Below are 15,787 nucleotides of genomic sequence, written 5' to 3' on the forward strand. Positions count from 1 at the left end.
ATGTGAAAGGTTACAACGTGGTTAGGATGTAAGAAACGCACACAACCTAAATCCGCCAATTTTCGCGCTTAAGCTGCACTTGTCACACTTAGACTTCGGTAAGTTGTATGGTTGGAAGTATGAAATTTGCACCTATAGTTAATCCTGATGCACGAAAAGCAGTACCAAAACCGCTGCGCGTTGATTTGCGAAAGGTTTTTGCTATAGGAACGATCGCGTGGTTAGTCGCAACAATGATTGCGCTTATCGTTGCGTTATTGCATATTACGACTTGGTTTCCTGTGTTGTTTTGCGTATCGGGAACAATTATTGGCGTTCTGCTATTAATCTGGGAACATTTTGACCGCTGGGATTACAGGCGCTTAGGAAAATAGTTTATTGCTGATTTGCTAACTTGCTGATTTGCTAACTTGCTAACTTGCTGCTTATTTATTTGCAATTGGTAGCGCAAAACTTACGGTAGTACCCTGCCCCGGCATACTCCAAAGCGTAATATTTCCGTGGTGCGTAAGTGCCACATGCTTAGCAATTGCAAGCCCTAAACCTACACCATCCTGGCTTTGACTATTTTGATTATTCGCACGATAGAATCGTTCAAAAATTCGCGACTGATCTTGCAAATCAATGCCAACTCCGCGATCTACAACACGAATCACAGCGTATTGACCATCTGTTGAAAGTGACGCAGATAGCGAAACTGTAGAATTTTTTGGAGAATACGTAATTGCATTCTCAACTAATTTCCGCACTGCAGCTTGAATTTGCGAAATTTCACCGCGCACGCATAAGTGCGAATCGACTTTTGACACGACGCGTACGCAACAATCCTTAGCAAACGCAGCAACTTGATTTTGCACATACGACAAAACATCATTCAAAGAAAATACTTGCGCAGAATCTAAATCAATAGGATTTTGAGCGCGAACCAGCCATAACAAATCTTCAAGCATGTGCTCAAGTTTCTTGGAAGATTTACCGGCAATTTGCGCAATATCTTTAATTTTTTGCGCAGATACCTGTTCGTTTTGCAAAACTTTCGTAAGCTGAGTTAAGTTGCGAGTAGATCGCATTAACTGCTCAGAAACGTTGGAAATAAAGTCGTCGCGAGTTTGCGCAAAACGGTGAGCTGCACTCGTATCCTCAATAATTACAACTACAATACCGCCTCCAATGCTTCCAGCCGTAACAGTAAGCCAATTAGGGCGCGAAACAGTGGTTGACTCTTGAGGATTTGCGGTTATTGACACATAACGCTCAGGGGTCGAAGTAACCAAAGAGAAGCGCTCGAATCTGCCAGAAGCGCGTACGGAATTAACAGCTTGAAGAACGCGAGGCTGACATAGCGAATCATCGCTAACAACACCTAGCAAATAAGCTTCAGAACTTGCGCGAATTACGTCATTGTTGGCATCAATGACAACAGTTGGCATGTCGAGCATTGCCAAAACTTGGGACGCGTCGTCGCTGATGTCGTCGCTTGCGTTGTCGCTGATGTCGTCGGTTATGTCGTCGCTTTCGTCATACTTTGCGCCATACCTTGCGCCACGAATATAATTAAACGCTCGCTTAAAAAGACGCAAAACTGTAGAAAACCAATCCGACATCAACACACACAACGAAAGCACAACGCACAACGCAAGCACGCCGAAAGCAACAAATACAACAATCACAACCGCAGAAGAACCTTGAGGCATACTCCTATAATCTCATATTTTGCGCGCTTTTGTAACTATGCAACTAAAAAGCGGCAGAAACTTTACACGGCTGTAAAGTTTCGGTCGCTTCGTTACCAGCATCGTCTATAATTACATAGGATGCCTGACTTATAGCGACGTGCAAACTAGGCGTTCAAATAAACTCACAGCACTGAGAAAGGACGCACCATGCGAGTAATTTTCAACGAAGAAATGAAGGCGATTGCTTCAAACCTCGAACGCATGGCAGAACTTGTAGCAAAAGCTATGAACGATGCTGGAAGCGCGCTTTTAAACGCGGATTTGGAAGCTGCTCAAACTGTTATCGATAAAGACGCAGACTTAGACGCTTTAGAAGCAAGCACTATTGACCAATGCTTGACTTTGCTTGCTCGCCAAAACCCTGTGGCAACAGACTTGCGCGAAGTTGTAGCTACAATGCGATTAGCTGCAACGTTTGAACGCATGGGAGATTTAACAAGTCATATCGCTCAAATTACTAGACGAACCTGGCCTGAATCTGCTATTGCGCAAGAAGGACGCGAAACTATTGTTGCAATGGTTGATTTCTTGCACGAACTGTCAGGCCGCTTAACGACCATGGTTGCAAATCGCGATGTGCAAATGGCGGAAACTATTATTGCTGGCGACGATGCGCTCGACAAATTGCACGAAAAGATTTTTGAGCTGGTAGAAGGCGAAAATTGGAAGGGTACACGCAGGCAGTTAATTGATGTCGTTCTGCTTAGCCGCTTTATTGAGCGAATTGGAGACCATTGCGTTGCCGTCGCAAGGCAAATTGTGTTTATTGTTTCCGGATTCGATCCGTCCAAGAAGCCGGAGCCAGATAAAGACACGGTTGTAGCGTAAAGCGGTTACAGCGAAACGCGCTACGCACTTTCAAGTTACTCAAAGTGCGCATGAAAATAAAAGTAAACAAAAAGTAGGTTTGCAAATTAATTGCAAACCTACTTTTATTTTAAAAACTAACTTAAGCGCTCCAAAGCCAGCGAATCAGAATCTCACTTCTGACCCTGAGCAGCCACAGCAGCAGCGCCGGCAGCAGCAGCTTCTGGATCCAAATACTCACCGCGAGGCTTGATTGGCTTGAAGTTCTCATCCAACTCGTAAAGCAGAGGAATAGCGGTTGGAATGTTCACCTTGGAAATCTCTTCCTCGCTCAAGTTATCGAGCATCTTAACGATTGCGCGCAAGCTGTTGCCGTGAGCAGCAATCATTACAGTCTTGCCGGACTTAAGCTCTGGAATAATATCCGACTCCCAATAAGGAGTTACGCGAGTCACAACGTTTGCCAAAGCTTCAGTTTCTGGAACTGGATCGCCTGCGTAACGAGGATCATTCGTCTGAGAATACTCATCGTTTGGATCAATCTCAGGAGGTGGAGTTGCGTAAGAACGACGCCAAATCATGAACTTCTCATCGCCATATTCCTGACGAATCTCAGACTTGTTCTTACCTTGCAAAGCACCATAATGACGCTCGTTTAAACGCCAGCTGCGACGAACTGGAATCCACAAGCGGTCGGCTGCATCAAGCGCGTAATTCGCGGTATTGATAGCGCGGCGAAGCAAAGAAGTGAACACGATGTCTGGAAGAACGTTCTTCTCTTTAAGAAGCTCGCCACCATGCTTAGCTTCCTCAACACCCTGCTCAGTCAGCGGTACATCAACCCAACCAGTGAACTGATTGGTCTTATTCCATGCGCTCTGACCATGTCGGAGCAATACTAATTTGTATGTCATAGTTACCTAGTCTATTCGTTTCGTACGACTACTTACAAAAAGTAAACAAACACGAAAAATTTAATCAAAAAAGTCGCCGAACACTAAAATAGCATTCAACGACTTTTAAGATTAATTCAACTGATTATAACTAATACAACTAGCGATAATCACAACTAGCGAAGAGGCTTCACGAGTGGGAACGTAATTGTCTCGCGAATAGTTGCGCCAGTAAGAGCGATCAGCAAGCGATCAATACCCATTCCCATGCCGCCAGCAGGAGGCATACCGACGCCGAGAGCCTCAATGAAGTCCTCGTCAATATCCATTGCCTCAACATCGCCAGCCAAAGCATCCTTAGCTTGAGCAACAAAGCGCTCGCGCTGCACAACAGGATCGTTAAGCTCGGAGTAGCCGGTTGCAAGCTCAAAGCCACGCACGTACAAATCCCACTTTTCGACCATTCCAGGCTTCGTACGATGACCTTTAACAAGCGGGCTCGTCTCAACTGGGAAGTCGCGCACAAACGTTGGCGCGTAAAGCTTATCCTCGTAGAAGTGCTCCCACAAGTGCTCAACCAATTTGCCGTGATTCTCCACTTCGTCGCGCTCAACACCAAGCTTGTCTGCAATCGCACCCAAATGCTCAACGGAAGTTTCCGGCGTAATCTCCTCGCCCAAAGCCTCGGAAAGCGAGCCGTACATGGTAATCTGCTTCCACTCGCCGCCAAAATCGTACTCTTCGCCATTAAGCAAAGTCACCTTAGTGGAACCGAAAGCATCGACAGCAGCCTTCTGAATCAGCTCCTTGGTAAGAGCAGCAATCGTATCGTAAGTGCCGTAAGCTTGGTAAGCCTCAAGCATTGTAAACTCTGGAGCGTGAGTTGCATCCACGCCTTCGTTGCGGAAATCGCGGTTGATTTCGAACACGCGCTCAATGCCACCAACCAAGCAACGCTTCAAGAAAAGCTCAGGCGCAATGCGCAAATAAAGATCAATGTCGAAAGCGTTCATGTGAGTTGTAAATGGACGAGCAGCAGCACCGCCATGAACCGTTTGCAACATTGGAGTTTCGACTTCCAAGAAGTCATGACTGTCGAAAGTGCGGCGAAGCGAAGCCACAGCGCGCGAACGCCTGCGAACCATATCGCGAATCTTCTCGTCCGCAATCATGCCAATATAAGGCTTGCGCGTACGAGTGTCGTCGCTTAATTCCTTATGCAAAGCCGGAAGCGGCTGCAAAGCCTTAGCCGCAATCGCCCACTCGGTTGCAAATACAGAAAGCTCGCCAGTCTTAGAAGAAATCACGCGACCACGAACGTACAAGTGGTCACCCAAATCCACCATCTGCTTAAAACTTTTAATGGACTCCTCACCAATTTCCTTCTTGGAAACCATCGCCTGAATCGTAGTACCGTCACCGGCAGAAAGCTTAACAAAGCACAAGCCGCCAGCGTTACGCAAGAAAAGCACGCGACCTGCAATACCAACCTCGGTATCGGTTTCTTCGCCAGCTTCAAGCTTGCCATCGAAATCAGCACGCACCTTTTCGATTGTGTCAGTAACGTTAAGATGCACAGGATAAGGCTGCACACCCTCCTTAAGCATCATTGCGCGCTTAGCAACGCGCATCTGTACCTGCTCAGGATGAGCTTGTGGCCCAAATTCTTTATTGCTTGGGTCGATTGCTTCATCCAAGGTTGCGCCTTCGTTTACGCGCTTGGCGATTGCCTCGTCTTGAGCGAGTAACATTTCGGCATGTTCAACAGTGTCAATTTCATTGACGGTATCTGTTGCTTCGTTTTCTGCTGCATTTTTAGCGGCAGATTCTGCGGCACTTTGCGCGGCAGACATTGCAGTATTGGTGTCAGTCATAAACGCTAATTGTAGCCAGTAGGTAATACAGGTTTTATACGCGACTTGCAGTGATAATTTGCGATATGTTTACAAAGAAATTCCGCAGCCTGTAGCAATATGCTTACGCGGGACTTACTTTGCGTGACTTGCTTTGCGCGACTTGCACACGCTTTACAATAATTTGTATTAGCCAACCTGTAACATTACGGACGTTGTTGGAACTTTTATGCGCATATGCTTTCGCTAGTTTCAGCATCGGGCTGTAGCGCAGTTTGGTAGCGCGCTTCGTTCGGGACGAAGAGGCCGCGGGTTCAAATCCCGCCAGCCCGACTTTTGATTTCTAGAATCACCCTCCACCCACGCACACGCAATTCCGACATTTCCTATACGCGGCTGTAAAATTTCTGCCGAATTAAGGCGCGTAGGCGATATTTCCTTTACACGTGCGTAAAGTTTCTGCCGCAATTTGGCGTGAAAGCGGCAGTTTCTTTACATGGCTGTAAAATTGAAGTCGATTGATTGTGAACAAGCGCAATAGCAAGGGGGCTTTGATGGAGGACGCTGCGCAATTTTATAACGAGCTTGACGAAATGTTCGCGAATCACGCGAGCGCAGACGCGATTGAAACGTATCTTTTGCGAAAACTTACCGAAGCCAATCCCCTGCAACTGTCTATTCTCAACGAACTCATGGGCTTTTACCGTTCGCGCGGAGAGCACACAAAAAATCAGCCAATCATCAATCGCGCTCTAAATCTTGCAAACAAAATGCAGCTAGCTGGCACGGAAGCTGGCACAACTACGCTAATTAACGCCGCCACAAGCCTTCGCGCGGCAGGCAGCTACGATCGCGCCGAAAAAATTTACACTCAAGCTCTTAACGAATCCACCGAAACGCTCGGCACTAAAAACCGCAAGCTTGCCGCGCTTCACAACAATCTTTCGATGCTTTACAGCGAAACCGGTCGCACGCATGATGCAATTGAGGAGCTTAATCAGGCGCTTGAAATTTTGCAAAATACGAGCACGGATCCTGAGTGCGACATCGATATTGCCGCCACGCACACGAATCTTGCGCTTTCGATGCTGCAGGAGTGTACGAAGGAGCATACGAAGGAGTGCTCGCATCCCAACACCAGCACAAACAGCAAATCCGCAACTCTTGAATCCGCTTTTGAACACGCTTCGACCAGCGTTCGCATGTATATTGCGGGGAATAACGAAAATCAGCCGCACTACGCTTCTGCATTGGCAGGCTTTGCGCAAGTACAGTGCGCGCGCGGAGAGTACGCTCAGGCTGAGGAAAGTTACAGTAAGGCACTTGATTTGATTGCGAGATGCTACGGAAAAGATAGCGAATCTTACGCGATTACGGCAGAAAATTTGCGACAAACGCGCAAGTTGGCAGAAAAAGTTACGAAAATATCCGAAAAAGTATCTGCAAAATTATCTACAAAAATTCAAGAATCATCAAGCCAACAAACAGAAAGCCAACAAACAGAAAACCAACACACAGCAAACAATAACATAAAAACCGGCATGCAATTAGCGCAATCATACTGGCAAACTTACGGAAAGCCGTTACTTGATCAGCCAAAATTCGCGAGGTACAAAAATCGCATTGCAGCAGGATTAGTTGGTCACGGTTCGGAATGCTACGGTTTTGACGACGAAATTTCGCGCGACCACGATTTTGGTCCCGGATTCTGCTTGTGGCTTACTGACGAAGATTACGCGGAAATTGGCGCGGATTTGCAAAACGCTTACAACGCACTTCCGCAAAAATACGCCGGTTTTGAATCTCGCAACGAAACGCAGCGCGCCAAATCATGCGAAAGCAGCAAGCGAGTCGGAGTGTTCAGCATAAGCGAATTTTTCGAAAATCTAACCGGCTTCCCCACTGCCCCGGCCGCAAACGAGCCGCACTTATGGCTCTCATTAAGCGAGTCAACGCTTGCAGCAGCGACGAACGGAAAAATTTTCGCAGATCCTCTTGGCGAGTTCTCAAAAGCGCGCCAAAGCTTCAAACTCATGCCGGACGATGTGCGAATCTCACTAATCTCGCGCAGACTTGGCATGATTTCGCAAGCCGGCCAATACAATTTCCCACGCATGATTGCGCGCAAAGACGCATCCGCAGCATGGCTTTCTATCAACGAATTCGTGCGCGCAACTGCTTCCCTCGTTTTTCTGCTCAACAATCCTGTAACCGCAGGCTACTTGCCTTACTACAAGTGGCAGTTTGCGGCATTGCGCAAGCTCAGCAATCGCATGGCTTCTAGGCTTCCGGAAGTGTGCGGAAAACTTGAGTCAGTAATGCGACTTTCTTCCGCTGCTTGCTTTGGCGGCGACGGCTCCGGCGGCGACGGTTTTGGCGAAGGCGGCAAAGGAGCGGGAATTGCGCAAAAGCAAGTTACGCAAATAATTGACAATATTTGCGAAGATATTGTGCGAGAGTTGCAATACGAGGGCTTAAGCGATTGCGGCGAAACTTTTTTAGAATGGCAGCGGCCGTACGTTGAAGCGCATATTAATTCGCGCGCTGCGTGCTTAAGGAGCTTATGATGTGCGATTTATTAGCAAATACGAAAGAAGAAAATCCGAAATCAGAAAAGCTGAAAGCGCAAAATACGAAAGCAGAAAATACAAAAGCGCAAAAACTTGCGGAAGAAATCACCCAACTCGAGTGGGATCAGTTCCAGCTTACAGAAAACGAAGGCGGACGCGCGAATTGCCAAGGAAACTGGCCAACTTTTCGCATTATGCGCATGAGTCAGTTTTTGGCGTGGCCGCTGGATTTGCAGGAGTCTTATAAGCAGGATCTTGAGCGCGCAAACAGCAACGGCGGCAATTTGATTACGGAAAAGTATGCGCGAATGATGGAGTCGACTGCGCCGGAAATTTTTGAGCGCACGATTAAGCCTTATATTAAGCCAATTTTGGAGCCTAGAAAAAGCGCGCAGGAGCAGATTATTTTAACGCAAGTTGAGTGGGCTGCGGATTTTCGCGAGCACTACCCGCATTTGGGTTTTGCGATGCGCGTGCTTAAAACTAGCGAGGATACGGCAGAAAATACATCTTTTGAAACGTATTTGCGAGGCGAATTAAGCACGTATTCTGACGCAACTTTCGCAAAATACCAGCGTTTTGTACATAACTTGCGCGCGGAAAATATAAATCTTACGCAAATGATTATTGCGAATACTGTGCGAATGTATGGATACGATTCGCTCGAAGCGGCCGAGCGTGCGCAGATTAGAAATGCAGCTTAAGAATAAAGCAGCGACGCTGCAGAAGCTGCGCGAGAGTCACTTTCGAGAAAAAGCGCGGAAGCAGCGGAAAGACCGGTTTGTTGCAAAAACGTGCGGTAAAGCATTACGTCGGGTTTGCGCAAATGCGATTCGTAAGATGCACAAACGCCGTTAAGCTCGCCGAGTATTGGGCAAATTTTGCGCGCGCAATTTAACCAATCGCAAGAAGCGTTACCAAGTGCCCACACGCGCACGCCGCTCGCAATCAACTCACGCGCCACAGCCGAAGCATCCGCGAGCTCGCCTGCAAAACCGCGCTCGAAACGCTCAAAATACAAGCGATATAGCCACGTAACTGCCGGTCCGTGATGCTCATCAAACGAATCCAGCGCTTGCTTGCTGCTCCACCCAGCCTCGCGCAATGACTCGTGAAACTCAAATCCCCACTCAGGCTCGAAACTAAAAAGCACTTCCCCAATAAAATCCGGATAATCCGCAGCCAGAGTGCGGCGCGCATCCCAATCCACCAGCAATTGCAAGTCGAAAACAACGTCAGTTATTTTGCGCAAAGCATACTTGCGAATACTATTTTCGCGCACATCACTTATTTCGCGCATATCATCGTGCACATCACTTATTTTGCGCACATCACTTATTTCGTGCACATCACAGATACCGCTTGCACTAACTGCCTTTATTTCAGCGCCCATAATTCCCACTTGTGCAATACGTTGCTCTCAAAACAAAACAACAAAACAAAACAGCACGCCAACCAAATACTCACACAGTTGGCGGAATACCAGCACTCATCGACGCAGCGCCAACTACGCCAGAACCGTACATTCCTGCAGCAAAATTCGCTTGCAAACTGTTGAGATTGTAGCCAAGCGCCTCAAGCTGCGCGCGACCGTCCTCATTAATGTTTTCAACGCTCCAACGCGGCTTCCACGTCCAATCAATACGAAACTCTTCCACCAAGCCTGCGAGCGCATTCGCACACTCATCCTCAATCAATTCAGTTAACGGACATGCAGGCGTGGTAAGCGTCATAGTAATAATTGCGCGCCCAAGCTCATCAATTTCAATGCCATAAACCAAGCCTAAATCAACCACGTCAATGCCAAGCTCAGGATCCACAACATCGTGTAAAGCGTCTAAAATATCATCTTCTGTAACTCGGCCAATGTCATTCGCGCTTAAATTCGCAGGATGCGTTTCATACATCACCTCAGATGCCGATTGATTTTCTTCCATAATATTCCTTGCTTTGCTTGTACCAAATTTCGATTTTACAAGCTGCCAAGAATTTGCGGATTCAAGTTTTGTGAAGCTTTTGCGATGCTGTCTTTTAGGCCTTCCCACGCCAAAAGCGCGCACTTAATTCGCATTGGGTAGCGCGATACGCCTTGCAAAACCATTGCATCTTCCAGCGCATCTTCGTCCTCTTCGCTTTGCAAACCTTCTCCGCGAGATTCCATAAGCTTGTGGAAAAGCGCGTCTAATTGTAAGGCTTCGTCAACTGATTTTCCTTCGACTAGATCAACCATCATTGAAAGGCTTGCTTGCGAAATTGAGCAGCCGTGACCGTCCCACTTAATACTTGATACTATTGGTGTTTCGTCATTATTTGCGCTGCGCGAAAGCTCCACGCGCATGGTAACTTCGTCGCCGCAAGTTGGATTGAATTGGTGCGATTGACCTAAAGCAGAGTTTTCGTCAGATGTAACAGCGCAACTTTCGTGAGCATTATTTAAGGTAATTTCGGCAGATTCTGTATTTTTTGCAGATTCAGTAGATTCTTGAGTTTCTTCCTGCAGCTCCGCTTTTGCGAGCGCGTCCGTGCTTTCGAAATGAGTTTTGCCATGCGGATTTCGCGCAGCATCCAAAATCACTTCTTGATACATGCTTTCCAAGCCGTCACCAGCCGCATCTGAAAAACCAGCGCCCGCACCAAAACCAGCGCCCGCAGCAAAACCCATATCAAACATACGCACTCCTTACCTACTTCCTAACTCGCTAACTCGCCAATTCGCTTTGCTAACTTGCTAACTCTCCAACTCGCTCGCTAACAATATTATGCGCCAAAGTAGGCGCGAACGTGTGAGACTGCTTCAACAAACGCGCGAGCCTCGTCAACTGTGTTGTAAACACCAACAGAAGCGCGATTCGAAGCGTATACACCAAAATGACGGTGAATCGGCTGAGCACAATGATGCCCGACGCGAATCGCAATGCCTTGAGCATCCAAAAACTGTCCAACATCGTGCGGATGCACGCCCTCAACTTCAAAAGCAACTGTGCCAATTCGATTCTCTAAATCAGTCGGACCCAAAATGCGCACGCCTGGAACATCCCGTAATTTTAGCAATTCTGCAGCAATTTCCTGCTCATGCTCTGCAACTTTATTCATACCCACCGCGCGCAACCAATCCGCTGCAACTCCGGCCGCAACCATTTGCGCAACCGGCTGAGTTCCAGCCTCAAAACGGTAAGGCGCATCCATGTATTGCGCAGGCTTGTTAAGCCACGCAAGCTCCACCATTGAACCGCCAAAATTGGCCGGCGGAAGAGCGTTCAAAAGCTCGCGGCGACCATACAAGAATCCAACTCCCGTAGGTCCATACATTTTATGCGCACTAAATGCTGCAAAATCAACGTCTAACGCGCGAAGATCAACCGGAATATGCGGCACTGACTGGCATGCGTCGAGCACAAAAATCGCCCCGACTTCGTGAGCGCGCTTGCAAATCGGCGAAACATCCGTAATCGCGCCAGTAACGTTGCTAATATGCGTAACTGCAACAATTTTCGTGCGCTCGTCAATAATTGTTCGCAAATAATCCGTGTCCGTGCGCACGCGGCCGTCCTCTGTTACGTCAATCCAACGAAGCTCCGCTCCCGTGCGAAGAGCAAGCTCTTGGAATGGCAGCAAAACAGAGTGATGATCTGCGCGAGATACGACTATTACATCGCCTTCTCGAAGAACAAAATTTTGGCGGAAATCACGCTTAGAACTAACAGAATCACTACTGTCTTTTTTGCAGATTCTCGCTTTTGCACTAGCGTTGCCAATAGCAGTTGCGAGAAGATTAAGCGCGCCGGTCGCGCCCGGAGTAACAACAATTTCTTCGCGCCCAGCATCCGCGCACGCTCCAACAAGACGCGCAACCTTCGCACGCGCTTCTTCGAATGCAACCGTGGAAAGCGCCGCCAACTCGTGTGCTCCCCTGTGAACTCCTGCGTTAATTGTTTCGTAAAACTCTTTTTCGGCGTCGATTACAACTTGCGGCTTTTGCGAAGTTGCTGCAGAATCCAAGTAAATCAAGGGTTTTCCGTGCACAGTGTCGTAAAGCGAAGTGCCGTGAACCGTGCGACTTAAAATCGGAAACTGCGAGCGCAAATCGCTAAATTCTCGCATAATATTTTCTTCAGTCACTGTAGTCATATTAAACCGCTATTTTTACGCTATTCTTACGAATATACAGATAGATTAAACTGTACTTGAACCGCGCTTAAGCCAGTGCCGACTCGGTTGTACCTTCCGGCAAGTACTTGTCGTAGCCTTCTTCTTCCAGCTCATCCGCAAGCTCCGGTCCTGCAGTCTTTACAAAATGACCTTGCGCAAAAACATGCACAATATCCGGCTTAATATACTTAAGGATTCGCGTGTAATGCGTGACCATCATAATGCCCAAACCGGTGTTCTCTTTGGCGCGATTCACGCCTTCCGACACGATTCGAAGTGCGTCAACGTCGAGTCCGGAATCAGTTTCGTCCAAAATCGCAAACTTTGGTTTCAAAAGCTCTAGTTGCAAAACTTCCGCGCGCTTCTTTTCGCCGCCAGAGAAGCCTTCGTTTACGGAACGCGACGCAAATTTTGGATCCATTCGAAGTTTTTTCATAGCCTCGCTAAGTTCTTTCACCCAGCTTCTTAAAGATGGAGCTTTGCCTTCGACTTCAGTTTTTGCAGTACGAAGGAAGTTCGTCATAGACACGCCAGGTACTTCTACAGGGTATTGCATTGCGAGGAATAATCCAGCTTTTGCGCGCTCGTCAGGAGTCATTTTCAAAATATCTTCGCCGTCGAGAAGAACTTGACCCGAATCGACTTCATACTTTGGGTGCCCTGCCAAAGTGTAGGCAAGAGTAGACTTTCCAGATCCGTTAGGACCCATAATTGCGTGCGTTTCGCCAGAATTAACTGTAAGATTTACGCCTTTTAAGATTTGCTTGCGACCTTCTTTTGTTTCTACAGAAGCGTACAAATCCTTAATTTCCAAAGTTGACATGTTTTTCTCCTATTCTTCCGTTCTTGCAAGACGGCGCTCAATCGCCTTCATTAAGTGATTGACAATTTCCGGAACGCCAATTTCCTCAATCAGCTCGTTAAAGAATCCGCGCACAACAAGCTTTCTGGCTTCAACCTCACTAACTCCGCGAGACTGCAGGTAGAAAAGCTCTTCGTCGTCAAATCGTCCAACTGAACTTGCATGACCCGCGCCAATAATATTGCCGTTTTCAATTTCCAAATTTGGCTCAGAATCGGCGATTGCGCCAGGAGTGAGCACCAAATTACGGTTCAACTCGTACGAATCTGTGCCAGGAGCTTCCGGCTTAATAAGCGCGTTTCCAACCCAAGTTGAATGCGCTCCCTTCCCTTCCAAGGCACCCTTGTACACTACTCTGGACTTGCATTCCGGATAATTGTGCACAACCATCGTGCGGTGCTCAACATGCTCGCCTGGATCCACAAAATACATGCCGAGCATGTTCAAATCACCCTGTTCGCCGCCAAAATCCTGATCCATGCGAATGCGCACAACATCTCCGCCAAGAGTGACCATCGTGTGGCGAAGCGAAGCTCCCTCACCAACGTGAATACGCTGATTTCCAACGTGTTTACTGCCCGAATCCCACTCTTGAATAAAGGTAGTAGAAACGTGCGCGTGCTTTCCGAGGATGATTTCCACACCTTCAGCAAGTTTTGCGCAGCCGGTATGTTCGATAATAATGTCAGCATTCGAGCGAGAATCCGCTTCGATTACTAAGTGCAATGCGTCAAGCGTATTAACATTATCACCCTGAATTTTCAGTACGATTGGCTTTTTGATTTCGCCAGATACGTGAAGCACGTATGCAGATTTCGCTGTATTCCACGCGACTGCAGCTACGCGATCAGACGGCTTCATATCGGTATGAGGAGCCTCGTTTTTCGGCTTTACTTGCAAACTTACGGAACCGTCGCTACCAACGTAAGAATCATCCAATGCAGCTCCACCAACACCTTCAAGAGTTACTTGAATACTATTAGATGGTTCAAAACGCTCGAAAAACTCGGAAATTCGCTCAACTGGAGTATATCGCCAATCTTCCTGCTTTCTAGTTGGAATCGCAAAATCTTCCACATTAAACGAGCGCACGGATTTATCTGCGCTAGAAGGCATTGCTGCAGGAACCGCATACGGATCATTAGGGTCTGCTATAGGAATAGTAATTTCTTTTTCCGTCATTTTATTGCCTAAATTCTCTTTTAAATCTTCGCTCATCAGCCCACGGATCCTTCCATTTGCAACTCAACTAAGCGATTCAACTCAAGCGCGTACTCCATTGGCAGCTCGCGGCTAATCGGCTCCACGAAGCCGCGAACAATCATGCCCATAGCCTCTTTTTCTTCAAGCCCTCGACTCATCAAATAGAAAAGCTGATCCTCCGAAACCTTGGAAACAGTGGCCTCGTGAGCCATCGAAACGTCATCTTCGCGCACGTCAACATGCGGATAAGTATCGGACCTGGAAAAATCGTCAACAAGCAAAGCATCGCACACAACAGACGAACTAGAGCCCTTCGCACCCTTAATAATCTTCACAAGACCGCGGTAAGCTGAACGTCCGCCGCCGCGCGAAATCGACTTAGCAACAATCGTAGAACTCGTGTGAGGAGCTAAATGAATCATCTTCGCACCAGTATCTTGATATTGTCCGCGGCCAGCAAAACTCAAAGACATAGTCTCCGCTTTTGCGTAAGGCTCGGCAAGAATACAAGCAGGATACTTCATAGTAGCTTTGGAGCCGATGTTTCCGTCAACCCACTCCATTGTGCCGCCCTCGCGCACGTAAGCTCGCTGAGTTACCAAGTTATACACGTTATTTGACCAGTTTTGCACTGTTGTGTAACGCACACGCGCATGCTTTTCCACAACAATTTCAACGTTTGCAGCGTGAAGCGAATCCGTGGAATAAATTGGAGCCGTGCAACCTTCAACGTAATGCACATAAGAGCCTTCGTCCGCAATAATAAGCGTTCGCTCAAACTGACCCATGTTCGGCGTATTAATTCTAAAGTAAGCTTGAAGCGGAATATCCACGTGCACGCCTTTTGGAACATACACGAACGAGCCGCCACTCCAAGCCGCGGTGTTAAGAGCTGCAAACTTGTTGTCGTCAACAGGGATCACGGTTGCGAAATACTTTTTTACAAGCTCCGGATACTTTTGCACTGCCGTATCCGTGTCAACAAAAATCACGCCTTGAGCTGCCAAGTCTTCGCGAATCGAATTGTAAATAACTTCCGACTCGTACTGTGCTGCAACGCCTGAAACTAAGCGCTTTTTCTCCGCTTCCGGAATGCCTAAGCGATCGTAAGTTTTGCGAATATCTTCCGGCAAATCGTCCCAAGTTTTTGCTTGATCGTGAACCGGGCGCACGTAGTATTTAAAATCGTCAGCGTCAAAACCGCTTAAATCCACGCCCCAATCCGGCATTGGCTTTTGCAAAAACGCGCGGTAGCCTTGCAAGCGAAGATCTAGCATCCACTCCGGCTCGTTTTTATCGGCAGAAATTGCGCGAACAACCGACTCGTCAATACCTTTTTTTGCAGCCTCGCCTGCAGCGTCCGAATCGTGCCAGCCGTAATTGTAATCACCAAATTCAGCAACAATTTGCTCATCTTGGCGGATTTTCTCTTCGTTTACGCGAGCGCGATCTGCCACATACTGGCTCATTTCAACGTCTGCAGCTTTATTTTTTGCTAGATTACCATCGCTTGCTGCAACGCTTGTATCGCCAGTAACGCCAGTATCATTCATATTGCCAGTATCGCTCATAAAGCCTGTAACACCTCCATACTTAACGCACACCTGCGCGCGGTACGTATCAATTGGCAAAAGCTGCTCCCCAAGCGCTACTTTTGCACTCTCCCCACTCAATTATCACCTATCTAAGGTTACCTCGTAATGCGATTTCTTGG

General features: G+C 47.6%; 14 protein-coding genes and 1 tRNA gene. 5 read left to right on the top strand and 10 right to left on the bottom strand.

The features are described from left to right. The first annotated feature begins 107 nt into the window (after positions 1 to 107). Positions 108 to 374 (top strand): DUF2530 domain-containing protein, encoded by a 267-nt coding sequence (locus HXT39_RS04955; RefSeq protein ID WP_103013927.1) that lies wholly within the window; start codon positions 108 to 110, stop codon positions 372 to 374. Positions 375 to 425: 51 nt separating this feature from the next. Here the strand turns inward: HXT39_RS04955 and HXT39_RS04960 are convergent, their stop codons facing one another. Beyond that, positions 426 to 1,694, bottom strand: coding sequence for a sensor histidine kinase (locus HXT39_RS04960; protein WP_103013926.1), 1,269 nt, complete (start codon positions 1,692 to 1,694; stop codon positions 426 to 428). A 189-nt stretch (positions 1,695 to 1,883) separates the two neighbouring features. On the opposite strand from HXT39_RS04960, the gene phoU reads away from it, so the two are divergent. Continuing rightward, positions 1,884 to 2,564 (top strand): phosphate signaling complex protein PhoU, encoded by a 681-nt coding sequence (gene phoU / locus HXT39_RS04965; protein ID WP_103013925.1) that lies wholly within the window; start codon positions 1,884 to 1,886, stop codon positions 2,562 to 2,564. 152 nt (positions 2,565 to 2,716) lie between these two features. Here the strand turns inward: phoU and HXT39_RS04970 are convergent, their stop codons facing one another. Together HXT39_RS04970 and lysS are read right to left on the bottom strand one after the other, a co-directional pair. Continuing rightward, a complete protein-coding gene (locus tag HXT39_RS04970) occupies positions 2,717 to 3,457 on the bottom strand; it encodes a phosphoglyceromutase (RefSeq protein WP_004112459.1) in 741 nt (246 codons plus the stop codon). A 155-nt stretch (positions 3,458 to 3,612) separates the two neighbouring features. Continuing rightward, positions 3,613 to 5,310 carry a lysine--tRNA ligase gene (lysS, locus tag HXT39_RS04975; RefSeq protein WP_004110641.1) on the bottom strand — a complete coding sequence of 566 codons (1,698 nt, stop codon included), beginning with the start codon at positions 5,308 to 5,310 and terminating at the stop codon, positions 3,613 to 3,615. 238 nt (positions 5,311 to 5,548) lie between these two features. On the opposite strand from lysS, the gene HXT39_RS04980 reads away from it, so the two are divergent. From HXT39_RS04980 to HXT39_RS04990, 3 genes are all read left to right on the top strand, one after another. Further along, positions 5,549 to 5,622 (top strand) — tRNA-Pro (locus tag HXT39_RS04980). Between the two features lie 221 nt (positions 5,623 to 5,843). Beyond that, entirely contained in the window at positions 5,844 to 7,856 is a 2,013-nt protein-coding gene (locus HXT39_RS04985; protein ID WP_103013924.1) for a DUF4037 domain-containing protein, read from the top strand. Then, the gene (locus HXT39_RS04990) at positions 7,853 to 8,563 is read left to right on the top strand and encodes a DUF4125 family protein (protein ID WP_318255928.1); all 711 of its coding nucleotides are present in this window, start codon (positions 7,853 to 7,855) and stop codon (positions 8,561 to 8,563) included. Before HXT39_RS04985 ends, HXT39_RS04990 begins: the two co-directional genes overlap by 4 nt. On the opposite strand, the gene HXT39_RS04995 is transcribed toward HXT39_RS04990, so the two are convergent. The 7 genes from HXT39_RS04995 to sufB all read right to left on the bottom strand — a co-directional run bounded on the left by HXT39_RS04995 (position 8,560) and on the right by sufB (position 15,626). Beyond that, a complete protein-coding gene (locus HXT39_RS04995) occupies positions 8,560 to 9,252 on the bottom strand; it encodes an HAD family hydrolase (protein WP_199172880.1) in 693 nt (230 codons plus the stop codon). The two genes, HXT39_RS04990 and HXT39_RS04995, sit on opposite strands and share 4 nt — an antisense overlap. Positions 9,253 to 9,322: 70 nt before the next feature. After that, positions 9,323 to 9,796 carry a metal-sulfur cluster assembly factor gene (locus tag HXT39_RS05000; protein ID WP_076002660.1) on the bottom strand — a complete coding sequence of 158 codons (474 nt, stop codon included), beginning with the start codon at positions 9,794 to 9,796 and terminating at the stop codon, positions 9,323 to 9,325. A gap of 35 nt (positions 9,797 to 9,831) precedes the next feature. Beyond that, a complete protein-coding gene (sufU, locus tag HXT39_RS05005; RefSeq protein WP_102703386.1) occupies positions 9,832 to 10,530 on the bottom strand; it encodes a Fe-S cluster assembly sulfur transfer protein SufU in 699 nt (232 codons plus the stop codon). Positions 10,531 to 10,616: 86 nt separating this feature from the next. Continuing rightward, entirely contained in the window at positions 10,617 to 11,960 is a 1,344-nt protein-coding gene (locus HXT39_RS05010) for a SufS family cysteine desulfurase (RefSeq protein ID WP_165845989.1), read from the bottom strand. 94 nt (positions 11,961 to 12,054) lie between these two features. Continuing rightward, positions 12,055 to 12,831: a Fe-S cluster assembly ATPase SufC gene (gene sufC / locus HXT39_RS05015; RefSeq protein WP_004105229.1), complete on the bottom strand. Its 777-nt coding sequence runs from the start codon at positions 12,829 to 12,831 to the stop codon at positions 12,055 to 12,057. A 9-nt stretch (positions 12,832 to 12,840) separates the two neighbouring features. Further along, positions 12,841 to 14,088 carry a Fe-S cluster assembly protein SufD gene (sufD, locus tag HXT39_RS05020; protein WP_102703383.1) on the bottom strand — a complete coding sequence of 416 codons (1,248 nt, stop codon included), beginning with the start codon at positions 14,086 to 14,088 and terminating at the stop codon, positions 12,841 to 12,843. After that, complete coding sequence (gene sufB / locus HXT39_RS05025) at positions 14,088 to 15,626, bottom strand: Fe-S cluster assembly protein SufB (protein WP_049762345.1); 1,539 nt, start codon at positions 15,624 to 15,626, stop codon at positions 14,088 to 14,090. Before sufB ends, sufD begins: the two co-directional genes overlap by 1 nt. Between the last annotated feature and the right edge of the window lie 161 nt (positions 15,627 to 15,787).

Origin of the sequence: Gardnerella sp. DNF01159 (assembly GCF_049244215.1) — a bacterium.
Lineage (GTDB): Bacteria > Actinomycetota > Actinomycetes > Actinomycetales > Bifidobacteriaceae > Bifidobacterium > Bifidobacterium swidsinskii.

What these genes read in the sequence shown, in the direction of transcription:
- phoU (WP_103013925.1), top strand. Translation starts at nt 1,884, where the DNA reads ATGCGAGTAATTTTCAACGAAGAAATGAAGGCGATTGCTTCAAACCTC.
- HXT39_RS04985 (WP_103013924.1), top strand. Translation starts at nt 5,844, where the DNA reads ATGGAGGACGCTGCGCAATTTTATAACGAGCTTGACGAAATGTTCGCG.
- HXT39_RS04995 (WP_199172880.1), bottom strand. Translation starts at nt 9,252, where the DNA reads ATGGGCGCTGAAATAAAGGCAGTTAGTGCAAGCGGTATCTGTGATGTG.
- HXT39_RS05000 (WP_076002660.1), bottom strand. Translation starts at nt 9,796, where the DNA reads ATGGAAGAAAATCAATCGGCATCTGAGGTGATGTATGAAACGCATCCT.
- HXT39_RS04990 (WP_318255928.1), top strand. Translation starts at nt 7,853, where the DNA reads ATGATGTGCGATTTATTAGCAAATACGAAAGAAGAAAATCCGAAATCA.
- HXT39_RS04970 (WP_004112459.1), bottom strand. Translation starts at nt 3,457, where the DNA reads ATGACATACAAATTAGTATTGCTCCGACATGGTCAGAGCGCATGGAAT.
- sufB (WP_049762345.1), bottom strand. Translation starts at nt 15,626, where the DNA reads ATGAATGATACTGGCGTTACTGGCGATACAAGCGTTGCAGCAAGCGAT.
- sufC (WP_004105229.1), bottom strand. Translation starts at nt 12,831, where the DNA reads ATGTCAACTTTGGAAATTAAGGATTTGTACGCTTCTGTAGAAACAAAA.
- sufD (WP_102703383.1), bottom strand. Translation starts at nt 14,088, where the DNA reads ATGAGCGAAGATTTAAAAGAGAATTTAGGCAATAAAATGACGGAAAAA.
- lysS (WP_004110641.1), bottom strand. Translation starts at nt 5,310, where the DNA reads ATGACTGACACCAATACTGCAATGTCTGCCGCGCAAAGTGCCGCAGAA.
- HXT39_RS05010 (WP_165845989.1), bottom strand. Translation starts at nt 11,960, where the DNA reads ATGCGAGAATTTAGCGATTTGCGCTCGCAGTTTCCGATTTTAAGTCGC.
- sufU (WP_102703386.1), bottom strand. Translation starts at nt 10,530, where the DNA reads ATGTTTGATATGGGTTTTGCTGCGGGCGCTGGTTTTGGTGCGGGCGCT.
- HXT39_RS04960 (WP_103013926.1), bottom strand. Translation starts at nt 1,694, where the DNA reads ATGCCTCAAGGTTCTTCTGCGGTTGTGATTGTTGTATTTGTTGCTTTC.
- HXT39_RS04955 (WP_103013927.1), top strand. Translation starts at nt 108, where the DNA reads ATGGTTGGAAGTATGAAATTTGCACCTATAGTTAATCCTGATGCACGA.